Consider the following 16,449-nt stretch of genomic DNA (forward strand, 5'->3'; position numbering starts at 1 on the left):
CCGGCGTAGATTTCCGGTGAGGGAAACAAGGGCTTCCCCGAGGGAAAGGCCAGCTCATGACCGTCGCCACCGCATCCGCCGTCAACCCCGTCCTGCGGGTCGCCCCCGCCGCCCCGGCCGAGGCCGCCGCGTACTTCCGGGCGAGTCTCGTCTTCCACGCCGACGTCTCCGACGTGGCCGCCGCCCTCGCCGCCGACGGCGACCCCGGCTTCGTGGTCCTCGACTCCCGCTCCACGGCGTCCTGGGACCAGGGGCACATCCCGGGCGCGGTCCACCTCCCCACCGCTCTCATCCCCGAGCAGGCCGAGCAGCTGCTCGACAAGTCCGTGCCCGTCGTCACCTACTGCTGGGGCCCCGGCTGCAACGGCGCGACCCGCGCCGCCCTCGCCCTCGCCGAACTCGGCTTCCAGGTCAAGGAGATGCTCGGCGGGTTCGAGTACTGGGCGCGCGAGGGCTTCGCCTACGAGACCTGGGAGGGCGGGGCGCGCCGCGCCGCCGACCCGCTGACCGCGCCCGTGGACGCCGAGGACTGCGGCTGCTGAACCGGTCGCCGCCCTGCTTGCTGACAGCCTGTCAAGAAGCCTGCGGGGGCGACGAGTTCGGCCCGACAGCCGCCGTGTAGCTTCTGGGCATGGCTGGATACGCGGACGCGGCGGCGGTGCCCGATGTGGTGCGGTGGGTGAAGTCGAGCGGTGGACCGCTCGTGGCGATACCGGAGGCGGTGCTCGCGTTCTGGGCGGGCGCCGACGGCGACGAGACGTCCTCGGACTACGACCGCGCCTGCGACGTCGACGGACCCGTCGGCCTGCTGCCGGTCGGCGACACCCGCGCCCTGGTCCTCGGCGACGAACCCGCGCCCACCGCATACCTCCCCGAGCACGGCACCTTCGTCCGCCGGTACGCGGCCGACTCCGCCGGCGCACTCCTCGCGGACGTTCCGGCGGCGCTCGCCACCGCGGCCTGGGAACCGGAGCTGCGGTGGCGGGTGCCGGGCCCGGTCGTCCTCCTCGACGCCGTCCGGCCCGGCGGATCGCCGCGGGAGACGGACCACGTACGGGTGGAGCTGACCGCCGGCGCGTACACGGTCAGCGCCGCCCGGGTCACGACGGGCCCGGAGACCTCGCTCGGGTTCGTCCGGGTGAGACCACTGGCCGACAGGTGAGGTGAGGCCTGCGGCCGGAGCGAGATTTCTCGGCGCCGGAACCGGCGACGCGGCGGCCGGGCCCCGCCGGGGGCGGCGGTGGGCCCGGCCGGTCCGGGTCACAGTCGGGACAGCTCGTCCACCAGGTCGTCCAGGCCCAGGGACCCCTGGGACAGCGCGGCCATGTGCCAGGCCTTGGCGTCGAAGGCCTCGCCGTGACGCCGCTTGGCGTTCTCCCGGCCCAGCAGCCAGGCCCGCTCGCCGAGCTTGTAGCCGATGGCCTGCCCCGGCATCGTCAGATAGCGCGTCAGCTCGCTCTCCACGAAGTCCGCCGGACGACTGCTGTGGGCGCCGAAGAACTCCTGGGCCAGATCCACGGTCCAGCGCTCGCCCGGGTGGAACGGCGAGTCCGCCGGGATCTCCAGCTCCAGGTGCATGCCGATGTCGACGATGACCCGGGCCGCGCGCATCATCTGCGCGTCCAGGTAGCCCAGCCGCTCCTCCGCGTCCTTGAGGAAGCCCAGCTCGTCCATGAGCCGCTCCGCGTACAGCGCCCAGCCCTCGGCGTTGGCGCTGACCCCGCCGATCGTGGCCTGGTAGCGCGACAGGTCGTCCTTGACGTACACCCACTGCGCGAGCTGGAGGTGATGGCCGGGAACGCCCTCGTGGTACCAGGTGGAGACCAGGTCGTACACCGGGAAGCGGGTCGCCCCCATCGTCGGCAGCCAGGTGCGGCCGGGGCGGGAGAAGTCCTCGGTCGGGGCCGAGTAGTACGGGGCCGCCGCGCCACCGGGCGGGGCGATGCACGACTCGACCCTGCGCACCGGCTCGGCCAGGTCGAAGTGGGTGCCGTCCAGCGCCTCGATCGCCTCGTCCATCAGCGACTGGAGCCACGCGCGGACCTCGTCGACACCCTCGATGTGCCGACCGTGCTCGTCCAGGTGCGCGAGCGCCACCCAGGGCGTCCCGGCACCGGGCAGGATCTTCGCGGCCTCCTGCCGCATCTCGCCGAGCAGCCGGTGGAACTCCGCCCAGCCGTACGCGTACGCCTCGTCGAGGTCCAGGTCCGACCCCGTGAAGTAGCGGACCAGCCTGCCGTAGCGCTCCCGGCCGACCGTGTCCGGCGCCCCCTCGACCGCCGGGGCGTACACATCGCGCATCCAGTCGCGCAGCTCCACCACGGCCCGGGTCGCGCCGCGCGCCGCCTCGTCCAGCTCGGCGCGCAGCGACTCCGGGCCCGCCGCCGCGAAGTCCTCGAACCAGCCGCGCCCCGAACCGTCCGTGTCCGCCCACTCGGTGAGCTGGCCGATGAACGTCGCGGTCGGGCGCGGGCCCGCGTACAGCTTGCGCTCCAGCCCGAGAGCCAGGGACTCCCGGTAGCCGGCGTAGGCCGTCGGCACCGCGCGCAGCCGCTCCGCGATCGCCGCCCAGTCCTCCTCGGTCTCCGCCGGGGTGATCGTGAACACCTCACGCACCTCGTGCGGCGGCGTGACCATGTTGCCGACTGCGCGCAGCCCCTCCTCGGCGTCGTGCACGGCCAGCTCCGCCGTCAGCCGCTCGCGCAGCAGGCGCGCGCACCGGCGCTCGACGTCACTGTCCGCGCCCGGTCGCCGCTCCGCCTCGTCGAGCCGCGCCAGCGTCGTCCGGATCAGCTCCGCGCGGGCCTCCTGGCCGGCCGGCGAGGTGTCCGGCAACTTGCCGGAACTCTCCTTCACACCCAGATACGTACCGGTCACGGGGTCGAGGGCGATGAGATCGTCGACGTACGCGTCGGCGACCTCACGAGGCAGGGGGCTCTTGGTGTCAGACATGCCGACAATCTTGGTACGGCCACGGGGACGGCGTCAGCTGCTTGAGCGGCGCTTGAGCCTTACCGCGGCCGGATTCCGCTCAGGGCGTGATCCGCGTCCGGGACGGGTCGATGTCCGGGGCCGGTCCATGTTCGGGAGGACGGGTCGATGTCCGGGACCGGTCGATGTTCGGCGGGTCAGGGCGAGGGCCGCTCGGTGTCCGGAGGCAGCAGGGGCCCGCACTCCCACTGCTGGAAGATCAGCCGGGTCTCCACCCGCGCCACCTCCCGCCGCGAGGTGAACTCGTCGAGGACCAGACGCTGCAGATCCGCCATGTCCGCGACCGCGACATGCACCAGATAGTCGTCCGGACCGGTCAGGTGATAGACGGTCCGCGACTCCGGCAGCGCCCGGATCCGCTCCACGAACGGCCCCACCAGCTCCCGCCGGTGCGGCCTGACCTGCACCGACAGCAACGCCTCCAGACCCCGCCCCAGCTTGGCCGGATCCAGCCGCAGCTGATGGCCGAGGATCACGCCCGCACGGCGCAGCCGCGTCACCCGGTCCAGACAGGTGGACGGCGCGACGCCGACCTGCGCGGCGAGATCCCGGTACGTCGTCCGGGCGTCGTTCTGCAACAGCCGCAGCAGATGGAGGTCCACCGGATCGAGTACGACGGAATCGGCCATTGTTCGAACGTAACACGGTGTTCGAACCCCGGGATCCGGCCGATGTTCACTCTGGCGTCCATGAACTCAGCGAGCACGCACGCGTTCGACCACGCACGCACCACGCCGAGAGCACTGGCCACCGAGGCCGTGCACGCCGGCCGCGACGACCTCGCGCGCCAGGGCCTGCACGCCGCGCCGATCGACCTGTCGACCACCTACCCCTCGTACGACAGCCGGGGCGAGGCCGCCCGCATCGACGCCTTCGCCGGTGACGGCGCCCAGCCCGAGGGCCCGCCGATCTACGGACGGCTCGGCAACCCGACCGTCGCCCGCTTCGAGACCGCCCTCGCCCGCCTCGAAGGCACCGAGAGCGCCGTCGCCTTCGCCAGCGGCATGGCCGCCCTCAGCGCCGTCCTCCTCGTCCGCGCCTCGATGGGCCTGCGCCATGTCGTCGCCGTACGGCCCCTGTACGGCTGCAGCGACCATCTCCTCACCGCCGGGCTGCTCGGCACCGAGGTCACCTGGGTCGACCCGGCAGGCGTCGCGGACGCGCTGCGCCCCGACACGGGCCTGGTCCTCGTCGAGACCCCGGCCAACCCGACCCTCGCCGAGCTCGACCTCCGCGCCCTCGCCCACGCCTGCGGGTCGGTCCCGCTGCTCGCGGACAACACCTTCGCCACGCCCGTCCTGCAACGACCCGTCGAACAGGGGGCGCGGCTCGTCCTGCACAGCGCCACGAAGTATCTCGGCGGGCACGGGGACGTCATGGCCGGGGTCGTGGCCTGCGACGAGGAGTTCGCCGGGCGGCTCCGCCAGGTCCGCTTCGCCACCGGCGGCGTCCTGCACCCGCTCGCCGGCTATCTGCTCCTGCGGGGCCTGTCCACGCTCCCGGTCCGAGTCCGAGCGGCTTCCGCGACCGCCGCCGAACTCGTCCGCCGCCTCGCCGCCGACCCGCGTGTCGCCCGCGTCCACTATCCGCGCATCGGCGGCGCCATGATCGCCTTCGAGGTTCACGGCGACCCCCACGACGTCATCTCCGCAGTCCGCCTCATCACCCCGGCGGTGAGCCTCGGCAGCGTGGACACACTCATCCAGCACCCGGCCTCGATCAGCCACCGCATAGTGGAGGAGACGACCCGCCACGACGCCGGCGTCAACGACCGCCTCCTCCGTATGTCGGTGGGCCTGGAAGACCCCGAGGACCTGTGGGCGGACCTGAACACGGCGCTGGGGGCCGGGCCGACCGGGGTATCGAACGGACGAACCACGGCGGAGGCGAAGGGGCCGGCCCTCTCGGCGAGGGGCGCCTGAGCCGCGGCGGCCGCCACGGGTGACTCGGGCCGGGCTGGGGGCTGGGGCCGGCGGGGTGATCGGGCTGAGGGCCGGGTGTCGGGGGGCTCGGCCTGGCCGGGTGAGGAGGCGGAGAGGGCGGAGGGGGCGCGTCTCAGGGGTCGAGCCGGGTGGCCCGACCGGCTGAGGTTGTCTCGGGGCCGGCCAGGTGACTGAGGCCGGTCCTGCGCCAACTCGTCGGAGGCTCCCCGGAGTCGCTCACCGCGCACCGTCAGGGGCGCGGAGAACTGCGCGACCAGCCCCCACCCACCCACAGCCGGCCGACCCGCTCACCCACTCCCTCGCACAGCCTCGCACCGAGTCGCTCACCCGGCCCCTCGCACAGCCCCTCACCGACCCGCTCACCCGGCCGGTCATCCTCCCGTCACCCCATACGCCCCCGCCCCTCCATGACCTCCGCGACCCCCACCTCGGACAACCGCGCGGTGATCACCAGCGTCCCCTCCTCGATCTGATAGTCGAGCGGCAGCTCAAGACCCCGCATCGCCGCGACCATCCCCGTGTTGGACGCCTGCGTCACCACGTACACGCTCTCGCAGCCCGTCCCGGCCGCCATGTCCACCAGCCTGCGCAGCAACTCGCCCCCGATTCCCCTGCGCTGCCACTCGTCCTCCACGAGCAGCGCGATCTCGGTCTCGTCGCCGTCCCAGAGGAGGTGTCCCAGCCCGACGAGCCGCCCCGAGGCCGTCTGCACGGCGAGCGTCCGCCCGAAACTCGGGCTCAGCAGATGCTTGAGATAGCGGTCGGCGTCGCCCACGGGCCCGTGGTACCGCATGGTCAGCGTGCGCGCGGAGCACCGCTCGTGCATCGCCTTCGCCGCGCGCAGATCGCCGGCGTCCGCACGACGCACCGTGATGTCGTTGCCCTCCGGCAGAGTCAGCACGTCCTGGCTGCGCGGAATCCGCGGCCCGAGCCGCGCGTCCAGCTCCACCAGCGCCCGAGCCCGCGCGAACTCCGTCGGCGTGAACGGCAGATACGGCCGCTCCACCGTGATCACCCCACCCTCCGGCGCCCGCAACCGCATCACCGTGTCCTCCAGGACCCCCTCGACCGGCACACTCTCCTGGACCCGGCCCGAACCGGGCGCGGTGGCGGGCAGCGAGCGGATGGTGCAACGGCCGAGCAACTGCCGCAGCGCGAGCGGGAGTTCCGCCGCGTCCAGCGCCGTGCGCGTGGCCAGACCGAGGATCCGGGTCGGCGCGTCCACCAGGTCGTGCGCGTCACCGCGCTCGATCCAGGTCCCGGTGCCGCCCGAATCCGCCACGGCACCGCCGAGCTCGGTGGCCGACAGTTCCTCGGGCGCCCTGAGCAGGAACTCGTCCACCGTGCCCTCGGCCAGCGGATGCGTCTGCAGGCTCAGGATGTCGACCCTGAGTTCCGCGAGCGCCGTGCACAGCGCGGCCAGCGAACCCGGCTGGTCCTTCACCGTCGTCCGCATGCGCCACATCAGGGTCGCACCCGAGACCACCGGAGCGACCGTCTCCGACGGCCCGGCCTGCCGCCCCTCGGTGAGCGGCGGCCGGGCGCCGGTATCGCTCGTCGGCGGCGCGTGCCCGTGGCGCCGTTCCCACCAGCCACGCAACCCGGCCGTGGCGGAGCGCAGTCGGTGGTGGAGAGGGCGGCCGTTGTCCGCCCGCGTCACATCAGCCATGTTCTGAGTCATGGGGCAACTGTGAACGAGCGGTGTTGCGTGATCACGAACGCTTTGTGACTGACCGGTAAAAGCATCGTTCCGCACCTTTTGTTGCTTTTTCTATGACTGATGCTGTCGGAACCGGTGCCGTCGCCGACCGATCATGAAGGTCAGGCCAGCGCCGCACACAACCGCCGGGACTGGGTCACCAGCCGGGACGAGCCCTTCCGCTGCGCCGCCGCCGCGAGATAGGGCAGCTCCCCGTGTGCCCCGGACCGCTCCGCGCATTCGGCGGCGACGGCCACCAACTCACCGAGCCCCCGCGTCGGAACCTTCCCCGCGGCCGCCCCCTCGCCCGCGAGGTCGGCGAGCAGCGGCGGCAGCGCCTCCCGCAGCACCGACCAGGCGTTGCCGTACGCCCCGGTGGCCGCCACCGTGCGTATCGACTCGGCGAGGCGCGCCGGACGCACGCTCGCCACCACGGCGAGCCGCCCCAGATCGACGCCCAGCCGCTCCGCGTCCAACCGGCCCCGGGCCGCCAGCACCAGCAGGGCGTCGACGGCGGCGAGCCGGTCCTCCGGGCGCCGCGCACCCAACCCGTACGCGACGCAGAGGTGCACCGCCTCCCCGGGCTCGCCCTCCGCCTCGGCGAGAGCCGGCAGGAAGGAGAACCCCGTCCTGGTGTCCTCGATCGCCGCCTGCGACAGGTCGCGGAGCACGCGCCCCGCCATCAGTTCCGGGCGGCCCGGTACGACCGCCAGCCAGTGCCGCCACTCCCGGTGGTGCCAGTGGGGGCAGCGCCAACTGCCCCGGTACACGGACAGGGGACGGCCGAGGCGCCGGAACTCCGGTGGGAAGAAGGCGCTCCCCAGCTCCGGAAGCTCACCGAACTCCACGAGGATCCTCGGCCCGGCCGTACGGCTCCGCTCGACGGGCTGGGACGGCACGTCCGTGAGCAACCACTCGGCCAGCCGGTCGCCCTCCCGTGTCCCCAGCTCCCGAGCCGCCCTCGCGGCGGACGCCAGGGCGTCCGGGTCCTCGCGCCGCACCCGCAGCAGCGCCTGCGCGAAGTCCGCCTCGCCGGGCCGGGCCCCCGACCGCCGGCAGGCGTCGAGCCGCGCCACCAGTTCCGCCGCCTCCAACGACCCCGTGCTCCAGGTGGGCGTCGCCAGCAGGAACGGCATCGGGTCGGTCCGGACGCGGTACGCGATCTCCCGCAGCCGCGCTTCGAACACCCCGGCGAGGCCGCTGTGCACACAGCCGCGCGACTCGGTCGGCTCATTGCGCACCGGACGCAGGGTGGAGGTGCGGACCCGGTCGAAGAGGGCCGCGACGACGATCTCCAGGCCGTACGGCGACTCCCCGAAGTACCTGTCGACGGCCGCCGGGTCCACATCCGCCCACCACAGTCGCGCCACCGCCGGACGCAACGCCTCCACCAGCGCGTCCCGGTCCCGGTACGCGTGCCGTACGAGCCCGTCCAGCGCCCGCTCGAACGCGCCGACCTCGCCGTCCGAAGCCAGCAGGGCGCCGAGCTCCTCGGCGACTTCGGTCACCGTCTCCGGCGCGGGGGCGATCCGCGTCGGCCGGGGCACGGGCGGCAGCGACTCCTCGTACACCTCGGCGGCGTCATCGGCCTCCGACACACCGAGGAGCACGTGGGCGCGGGCGCGCAGCCCCGGGCTCAGCAGGGACGCGAGGTCGGCGATCTCCTCCCGCACCCGACCCGCCCCGACATCGATGGCACGGGCGACACCGACCTCGGCGACGACACCGACCTCGGCGACGGCTCCGGTCTCGGCGACCTCACCGAAGTCACCGACGTCACCGACCCCACCGACCCCACCGAAGTCACCGACGTCACCGATGTCACCGAGATGGCGTTCCACCAGCTTCAGCGCCCGTTCCTGCATCTCCGTGTCCTCGTGTCCGAAAGCCCGGGCCACCACGGGCAGCAGGTCGGCAGCGGCGGACGGATCCTTCTTGAGCGTCCTGTCCAGGAGCACGAGCTGGGCCCGGACGAGCTTCTTCTCCGTGCGGAAGAGCACCGCGTCGGTCAGTTCGGCGAGTCGGCGGGGCCCCAGCTCGCCGTCGAGCGCGAAGCCCGCCAGCACGGACTGCGCGTGCGCGGCCACCGTGGACGACGCGTCCGCGCACAGGGCCGTCCAGTCCGCGATCCGCTCCACCTGTTCGTCACGGGTGAGGTCGAGCGCGGTCAGCAACCCGAGGAAGACCTTGTCGTCCGCCGTGGAACCGCCGCCGCGCAGCAGCCGGGCCACGCATCCGTCGATCATGGACTTGCGGTCGAGGAGGCCCTCCCGGGTCAGCTGGGTGAGGGCGTACGTCCAGTCGTCGAGGCCTTCGCCGTACCGCCAGGCGCTGCGGGCGCCGACCTCCTCCGTCTCGAACAGGGCGGCGACCAGCTCCGGCAGGTACGGGTCGTTGCGCAGGTTCCCGATGACCGTGCCCGCCGCGCGGCGCGCTCGCCCGACGTGGTCCATCCAGCCCCGCACATAGGCCTCCGACGTGGGCGCCGGGCAGCCCGCCAGGCGCACCAGGCCCGCCATCAGCTCGTACGGGACGCGGGCGGAGAGCGGACGCTCCGCGAGCCGGCGCACGAGGTCGGCGAGCCATTCGGGGGCGCGGTCCCCGAGCACCTCGATCACGACCGCGGGAGGGGCCTGCCGCCACCGCAGTTCGGACCCGGTGAGCCAGGTCGCCACGGCGGCGGACCCGGTCTGACAGGCCGCGCCGGCGGCATGCAGCGCGGGAGACGCGCGCTGGGCCGGGGACCGCCACGGCTCCGCCCGCAGTTCCTTGCGCAGCTTCTTCAACTCCGGCACGCACGCGCGCCGTTCGGCGTCCGTCATGCCGTCCACCAGCGCGACGACCTCGTTCAGCTTTCCCGCACGCACCGCACCGATCAGCGACTCCGCGCTCATCGCACACCCCCGTCGATCCCGATCCCGATCCCGACCCCGCTCGCTCCCGCCGTCGCGCCCCGGCGGGCCATGCGCACCGCCAGCGCGTGTCTGCAGGGGCCGCGGCCGCCCCCGTACTTCGCCCACCAGAGGCAGGAACAGCTGAGGATGCCCGCGCTGTCCCGTACCCGGTGGACATGGCCGTCCTCGGCGGTGACCGTGCCGAGGTCGCCGTCCAGCGCGACCGCTCCGACGGCCAGCAGGGCGCGGGCCGCGCGCAGCCGGGGGTTGTGACGCTCGACGCGGTCGGCCTCGTAGGGGAGTTCGCGATGGAAGTACGCCGCCTCGGCCGTGTCGTAGCCCACGCGGCCGGAGGTCCCCAGCCGGGTCAGCGCTGCCCGCACCCGGTCGGCGGGCAGGCCGGAGGCGGCGGCCAGATCCCCGACGTCGACGCGCGGCTCCCAGGCCAGCAGCACGGCGATCAGCTCCGCGTCCTCGGCGGCCTCGTCGGTGGCGAGCGCGTCGAGGACCCCGCCCTCACCGGAGAAGCCCCGGGCCGTCTCCGGGGACAGGGTGAGGGTGAGCCGCATCCCGGGGAGCACGAGCTCCCAGGCCCCGGCCAGGGTGGTGGCGCCGGCTGCCGGCGGGCCGTACACCCGCAGGGCGGTGGCATGGCGCAGGGCCCGCTGCAGGGCGGCCAGGCGCTCCGGGCCAGGCAGACACACCGCGCCCGGGACGGGCCGGGTCGTCGGCCGCAGGGAGCGCCCGGCCGGCACCACCCACCGGGCGCCCCGCGAGGCACCCCGGGCGCCCCCACGGGGCAGCGACCGCAGGAAGCGCACGGCCTCGGTGGCGGGCAGCTCGGCCCGCAGGTCGAACCCGGCCGCGATCACCTGGGCCTCGGCGAAGCCGCGCAGCCAGCGGTCCGGCAGCGGCACCTTCTTCTCCACCACCGGGCCGGCCGTCGTGGTGACCGCCAACTCCTGGGGGCCGACCCGCAGATGGAGCGGATCGTCCCCGCCGACCCGGGACAGCGCCTCCCGCAGCGGGTTGTTGACGTCCACATTGGTCGTGCCGTGTCCCACCTCACCGCCGTCGAGGCCCGGTCCCAGCACGTCCAGCCGGGCGTAGACCCCGCCGCAGCCCGAGAACGACTCGAACCGCAGCCGGTCCCCGTTGCCCGTCACCACCGGGTCCAGCGAGGACCGCAGCTGCTGCTGGTGGTACCGCGCCGCCGCCACGTCCGCCACCGCCAGCAGCCCTGCCGCGGCCACCTGAGGAGAGGTCAGGAAGCCCGTGAAGAACCGCGGATGGTCCTCCGGCCCCGTCGGGGTCGCACCCCGCGAGGTCTCCAGCCCGAGCCGGTGCCCGCCCGGCACGGACTCCAGCACGGAGGGTCGCGTGTAGGCCACGGCCTGCAAAGATCGCGTCATGGGAAAACGGTAGGGGCGACCACTGACAATCGCCCCTGACCTGCCCGGACGCGAGTTCCGGAGGGCCTCGCGGCCCGCCGGTCACTGACCGACGAGCCCCGGCTGGAGCACCTTCGTGTACAGCACGGTCCCGTCCTGCTCCCGCAGCCGGACCGTCAGCTCCCCGCTGTGGCCGTCGATGTCGACCTCGCCGAAGAACTGGTAGCCGCCCGCCGGGGACACGTTCGCCGTCGGCGGCGCCTTCATGAACACCCGTTCGGGACCGAAGGTGCTGTCCAGCGCGTTCGCCGGGAAGGCGCCGGCGTTCAGCGGGCCGGAGACGAACTCCCAGAACGGCTCGAAGTCGGTGAAGGCGGCCCGCGACGGCTGGTAGTGCTGCGCCGAGGTGTAGTGCACGTCGGCCGTCAGCCACACCGTGCCGGTGACCTTGCGGTGCTTGATGAACCGCAGCAGTTCGGCGATCTGCAGCTCCCGTCCCAGCGGCGCGCCCGGGTCGCCCTGCGCCACGGCCTCGATGTTCGGCTTGCCGTCCCCGGTGTCGGGCACGACCAGCCCGAGCGGCATGTCGGAGGCGATCACCTTCCACACCGCACGCGACCGCGACAGCTCCCGCTTCAGCCACTCCAACTGCTCGGCTCCGAGGATGCCCACCGGGTCCGTGGTCTGCGTACCGGGCGAGTTGGCGTCACGGTACGTCCGCATGTCCAGCACGAACACGTCCAGCAGGGGGCCGTGGCGCACCACCCGGTGCACCCGGCCCTCCCGGGCGCCGGGCCGCAGCGTGGAGATCGGGAAGTACTCGCTGAACGCCCGCCGCGCCCGCGCCGCCAGCACGTCCACGCTCCTCTCGGTGTACCGGGCGTCGGTGAGGATCTCGCCCGGGTACCAGTTGTTGGTGACCTCGTGGTCGTCCCACTGCACGATCGCCGGGACCTGGGCGTTGAACCGCTTCAGGTTCTCGTCCAGCAGGTTGTAGCGGAAGTTGCCCCGGAACTCGGCGAGCGTCTCCGCCACCTTGGACTTCTCCTCGGTGGTGACGTTGCGCCAGGTGCCGCCGCCGGGGAGCGCCGCCGTCGCCGCGATCGGACCGTCCGCGTAGATGGTGTCGCCGCTGAACAGGAAGAAGTCCGGGTCCAGCGCGCCCATCGCGTCGAAGATGCGGTAGCCGCCGCGGTCCGGGTTGATGCCCCAGCCCTGCCCCGCCAGGTCGCCCGACCACACGAACCGGGCCCCGGAGCGGCGCTTCAGGGACGTCGTACGGAACGTCCCGGTGACCGGCTCCCCGGTGCGGCGCGGGTCGTGCGGATCGGCGAGCAGCACCCGGTAGTGGATCTGCTCGCCCGAGGGCAGCCCGCGCAGCCGCGTCGTCCCGGTGAAGTCGGTAGCGGCTTCCAGCAGCGGACCATGCCATCTGCGCGGATCGCGGAACGACTCGGTGGCGGACGTCTCGACGATCATCCGCGCCGGACGGTCCGACCGCACCCACACCAACCCGGAGTGCGCGGTCACGTCCCCGGCCTGCACACCCCACCCGGCCCGCGGCCGCCCCGAGAGGGCCAGCGCGGGAGCCGAGCCGAGCGCGACGGAACCGGGCAGCGCCAGCGCCGCCGAGGCGGCGAACGAGCCGCGCAGCACGCTGCGGCGACCGGGCAGGGGACTCGGCGGACGGTGTGACATGAATGCGCCTCCAGCGACGGATCCGGCCAATGTGCACAGCCACAACTACGCGCACGCCGCAGCGCACACGGAAACGACAAGTGAACAACTGCGCGGGGTGCGGGGGAAGCCGACGCGCGTCAGCGCGCGGGGGGTACCTGTCTTCGGCGGCTGCGGGTGGGTGGGGCTTCTCGCGCAGTTCCCCGCGCCCCTGAAAAAGCGGGGCTGCGCCCCGGCTTTTTCGCCCCGAAATGGCCGCAGGCCTTTCAGGGGCGCGGGGAACTGCGCGACCAGCCCCCACCGGACGGACGCTGGGGGTCAAAGGGGCGCAGCCCCTTGAGGATGGGACGGGTAGGGGCGGCGGGGGCGAGGACCCCCGACGTCACCCCACCACCCCCGCCAACACCCCCACCCCCTCCCGAATCCGCGCAGGAGAAAGATGCGCGTACCCCAACACCAACCGCACCCGCGCATCCGGCACCCTCCCGTACGCCCCCAACCCCCGCACCACCACCCCACCCGCCCCGGCACGCCCGAGAAACCCCTCCACCGTCCCGTACCGCTCCGGCAGCGCCACGATCACATGCAGCCCGGCGGCGATCCCCGACACCTCCGCCCCGGGAAAGTGCTCGGTGAGCGCCGACACCAGCACGTCACGCCGCTCCTGGTACGCTCGCTGACACCGCCGCAACTGCCGGTCGTAGTCCCCCCGCTCCACGAACCGCGCGAAGAGCGCCTGGTCGATGGTGGGGTGCCCGAGATCCATGGTCCGTTTGCGCTCGACGACCTCCCGCGCCAGCCACGCCGGTACGAGGAGCCAGCCGAGCCGCAGCCCCGGCGCGAGGGACTTGCTGACGGAACCGGTGTAGGCGACCCGCTCGGGGTCGAGCCCCTGCAACGCGCCCACGGGGGCACGGTCGTAGCGGAAGTCCCCGTCGTAGTCGTCCTCGACGATCAGCCCGTCCACCGTCCGCGCCCAGTCGAGCAGTTCGCTCCGCCGTCGCGCGGAGTACGCGATCCCCGTCGGGAACTGGTGCGCCGGCGTCGTCACCACCGCCCGCACCCCCGACTCCCGCAGCGGCCCGACCGCCAGCCCCTCCTCGTTCAGCGGCAACGGCACCGTGCCGAGCCCGGTGGCGGCGTACAGCGTCCCGTGCTCGGGGCTGCCGGGGTCCTCGACGCCGACCACGCGTGTCCCGCGCGCGTGGAGGACCGCTCCGAGGAGCGTGGTGGCCTGGGCCACCCCGGAGACGACGACGATCCGCTCCGGGTCGGCGACCACGCCCCGCCGCCGGGCCAGCAGCTCGGCGAGCGCGGTGCGCAGCCGGGGCAGCCCGCGCGGATCCGGATATCCCAGCTCGTGGTGCGCCAACTCCGCGAGGACCCCGCGCTGGGCCGCCGCCCACGCCGCACGGGGGAACAGCGACAGGTCGGGCGTCCCGGGCACGAAGTCGGCGCGGGCACCTGCCGGCGGACGCGGAGCGAGGTCACGCGCGCGTGGCGGCGCGGACGTACGCACGGCTGCGCCCACCCAGGTCCCGGAGCCCCGGCCGCTGCGCAGATACCCCTCCGCGACCAACTGTTCGTACGCCTCCGTCACCAGCCCCCGCGAGACGCCGAGGTCGGCGGCCAGCTCCCGGCTCGCCGGCAGCCGCGTCCCCCGTGCCAGTCGCCCCGACCGGATCGCCTCCCGCAGCGCCGCCTGCAAGGTGCGTCCACGCGCGCGTGCGGGCGCGTCCGCGACGGGCAGCAGCAGCTCCCAGGCGGCGGTCCAGGAAGCGGATCCCGAGAGCGTGCCGTGGTCGGAATTGGTCCCCGATGACGTCATGGAAGTGGACCTTAAACGGGCCCGCCGGGCTCCCTAGCGTCACGACCATGAAGCCCGCGCCCACCTCTCCCACGTCTCCCGCGCCCACCGACGGCACTCCGCCCGCGCCCCCCACCACCGGCACACCCCGGACCTCGTCCGCGCTCTCCGGAGCCCTCCTCGCCGCCCTCGCCTGCGTGCTCGTCGGCGGTTCGTTCACCGCCAACAGCGTGCTGGGCGACTACCCGTACGCGGGTGGCCAGTTCCTCCGCTACGGCCTCGCCTGTCTGCTGCTGCTCCCGCTGCTCGGCAGGGGCGGCACGGCGTCCCTGCGCCGGCTGTCCGCACGTCAGTGGGCGCGGCTGGGGCTGCTCGCGGCGATCGGCATGGTCGGCTTCAACATCGCCGTGCTCGCGGCCGAACGCTCGGCGGAACCGGCGGTGCCGGGGGTGTTCGTGGGCTGCGCCCCGGTGGCCGTGGCCGTCCTCGTCCCGCTGTCGGAGGGCCGTCGCCCCCGACGAGTGGTCCTCCAGGGGGCGTCGCTGGTGGCAGCCGGCGCGTTCACCGTCCAGGGCTGGGGCCGTACGGACGGGGCGGGCATCGCCTTCTCGGTGTGCGCGCTGGTGGGTGAGATCGGCTTCGCGGTGCTGGCCGTGCCGGTGCTGCGACCGCTCGGACCGCGGTTGCTGTCGGCGACCGTGTGCGCGGTGGCCGCGCTGGAGTCGGCCGTCGTCGGCGTGGCCGTCGACGGCGGCGCGTGGCTGCCTCGCCCGGACGGCACGCAGTCCCTCGCGCTGCTGTGGCAAGCGGCGGTCGTCACGGTCGTCGGGTTCGTGTGCTGGTACATGGGCATGCAGCGCATCGGCGCCGAGCGCGCCACCCTCTTCTCCGGCCTGATCCCGGTGGCCGCCGCCTGCACGGCTCCCCTCGTCGGCACGGGCTCCTACGGTGCCGCGCAGGCGGTCGGCAGCGCATTGGTGGGCGCCGGGGTCGCCCTGGGATCGGGGGCGACGGTCCGCCGCCGGACGGTGGCCGCTCGGCGGGGCGGGTCAGCGGCTGCCGTCGAGGGCCGGGTGGCGGCTGCCGTCGAGGATGACGCGGGCGACCAGCGCGGGGTCGTCGTTCATGGGGCAGTGGCCGCAGCCGGGCAGTCGCACCAGCCGGGCGCCGGGGATGACCCGCTTGGCGCGGACGCCCTGACGGCGGACGAGCAGCCAGTCCCGGGTGCCCCAGGCCACGGTGACGGGGAGACCGGGGACGTCGTCGGTGAACAGGACGCTGCCGCCGGCCCGGAGGGTCTCGTCGAACCCGGTGGCCCCCGCCAGCGCGAGCGTCTCGGCGACCACCGCCTCGGGTGAACGGCGGGCCGGGCGGGCGTAGATGGTGCTCGTCAGGGCGGTGCGGCCGAGCGCCGACCGGGACAGCCGCTCGACCAGCGGGAGCGGCATCCGCCGCGAGATGTGCCGCATGGTGAGCAGGATGCCGAACGCGTAACGCCGCTCGGCCTCGTTCCAGAACCCCGCCGGGGACAGCGCCGTGACGGACCGTACGAGCTTCTCGCGGCCCAGCTCCAGGGCGAGCAGACCGCCCAGGGAGTTGCCCGCCACATGCGGTCGGTCGAGCTCCAGCGCCTCGCAGAAGGCACCGAAGACGGCGGTCGTCGTCGGCAGGTCGTAGGTGAGCCCGTCCGGCAGCGCCGGGGACTCGCCGAAGCCGGGCAGGTCGACGGTGATGACCTCGCGCTCGGCCGCCAGGATGTGCGTCACCGGGTCCCAGGCCTGCCGGTGGTGGCCGATGCCGTGCAGCAGGAGCAGCGGCTCACCGGTGCCCTCGCGGGTGTAGGAGACCGTCACGGACCGCGGGCCGAGCGGGGAGGGGACCTGGAAGGAGACCGTGGCGGCGGACATGGTGCGACTCCTCGTCTGGGCGGAAGGACGCGCCGGCGTACGGCGGTCGTAGACAGCTTGTCAGCAACTGCTACCGGCGGGTAGTCCCCGGGAGTAACAAGCCGCGCGCATCGTCGGAATCGCCTGGACACGGCCCGGCG

The 16,449-nt window shown here is 73.8% G+C and carries 11 protein-coding genes and 1 pseudogene; 4 read left to right on the forward strand and 8 right to left on the reverse strand.

The features are described from left to right. The first annotated feature begins 56 nt into the window (after positions 1 to 56). Both HW837_RS32585 and HW837_RS32590 read left to right on the forward strand, forming a co-directional pair. Complete coding sequence (locus HW837_RS32585) at positions 57 to 542, forward strand: rhodanese-like domain-containing protein (RefSeq protein WP_193380863.1); 486 nt, start codon at positions 57 to 59, stop codon at positions 540 to 542. An 89-nt stretch (positions 543 to 631) separates the two neighbouring features. Next, complete coding sequence (locus HW837_RS32590) at positions 632 to 1,162, forward strand: Imm21 family immunity protein (RefSeq protein WP_045562408.1); 531 nt, start codon at positions 632 to 634, stop codon at positions 1,160 to 1,162. 98 nt (positions 1,163 to 1,260) lie between these two features. Here the strand turns inward: HW837_RS32590 and HW837_RS32595 are convergent, their stop codons facing one another. Beyond that, positions 1,261 to 2,952: a DUF885 domain-containing protein gene (locus HW837_RS32595; RefSeq protein WP_060885562.1), complete on the reverse strand. Its 1,692-nt coding sequence runs from the start codon at positions 2,950 to 2,952 to the stop codon at positions 1,261 to 1,263. Between the two features lie 176 nt (positions 2,953 to 3,128). Continuing rightward, positions 3,129 to 3,620: an Lrp/AsnC family transcriptional regulator gene (locus HW837_RS32600; protein ID WP_045562406.1), complete on the reverse strand. Its 492-nt coding sequence runs from the start codon at positions 3,618 to 3,620 to the stop codon at positions 3,129 to 3,131. 60 nt (positions 3,621 to 3,680) lie between these two features. Here HW837_RS32600 and HW837_RS32605 point away from each other — a divergent pair, with 60 nt between their 5' ends. Continuing rightward, a complete protein-coding gene (locus HW837_RS32605; protein WP_237270478.1) occupies positions 3,681 to 4,913 on the forward strand; it encodes a trans-sulfuration enzyme family protein in 1,233 nt (410 codons plus the stop codon). A gap of 403 nt (positions 4,914 to 5,316) precedes the next feature. Here the strand turns inward: HW837_RS32605 and HW837_RS32610 are convergent, their stop codons facing one another. From HW837_RS32610 to pdxR, 5 genes are all read right to left on the reverse strand, one after another. After that, positions 5,317 to 6,615, reverse strand: a complete 1,299-nt coding sequence (locus HW837_RS32610) for a GNAT family N-acetyltransferase (protein ID WP_045562405.1) — start codon at positions 6,613 to 6,615, stop codon at positions 5,317 to 5,319. Between the two features lie 140 nt (positions 6,616 to 6,755). Further along, entirely contained in the window at positions 6,756 to 9,527 is a 2,772-nt protein-coding gene (locus HW837_RS32615; protein WP_193380864.1) for a DUF7824 domain-containing protein, read from the reverse strand. After that, positions 9,524 to 10,939 carry an SWIM zinc finger family protein gene (locus HW837_RS32620; RefSeq protein ID WP_193380865.1) on the reverse strand — a complete coding sequence of 472 codons (1,416 nt, stop codon included), beginning with the start codon at positions 10,937 to 10,939 and terminating at the stop codon, positions 9,524 to 9,526. Before HW837_RS32620 ends, HW837_RS32615 begins: the two co-directional genes overlap by 4 nt. Positions 10,940 to 11,020: 81 nt before the next feature. Beyond that, positions 11,021 to 12,616 (reverse strand): alkaline phosphatase D family protein, encoded by a 1,596-nt coding sequence (locus HW837_RS32625; protein ID WP_193380866.1) that lies wholly within the window; start codon positions 12,614 to 12,616, stop codon positions 11,021 to 11,023. Positions 12,617 to 12,977: 361 nt separating this feature from the next. Then, positions 12,978 to 14,423: a MocR-like pyridoxine biosynthesis transcription factor PdxR gene (pdxR, locus tag HW837_RS32630; protein WP_193380867.1), complete on the reverse strand. Its 1,446-nt coding sequence runs from the start codon at positions 14,421 to 14,423 to the stop codon at positions 12,978 to 12,980. A gap of 47 nt (positions 14,424 to 14,470) precedes the next feature. Between pdxR and HW837_RS50580 the strand changes: the two are divergent. Further along, positions 14,471 to 14,956 (forward strand): annotated as a pseudogene (locus HW837_RS50580) (EamA family transporter); the annotation flags it as partial. 495 nt (positions 14,957 to 15,451) lie between these two features. Here HW837_RS50580 and HW837_RS32640 read toward each other — a convergent pair. Continuing rightward, positions 15,452 to 16,309 (reverse strand): alpha/beta fold hydrolase, encoded by an 858-nt coding sequence (locus tag HW837_RS32640; protein WP_086786415.1) that lies wholly within the window; start codon positions 16,307 to 16,309, stop codon positions 15,452 to 15,454. Between the last annotated feature and the right edge of the window lie 140 nt (positions 16,310 to 16,449).

It is taken from the genome of Streptomyces caniscabiei, assembly GCF_014930365.1.
Taxonomy (GTDB): Bacteria; Actinomycetota; Actinomycetes; order Streptomycetales; family Streptomycetaceae; genus Streptomyces; species Streptomyces caniscabiei.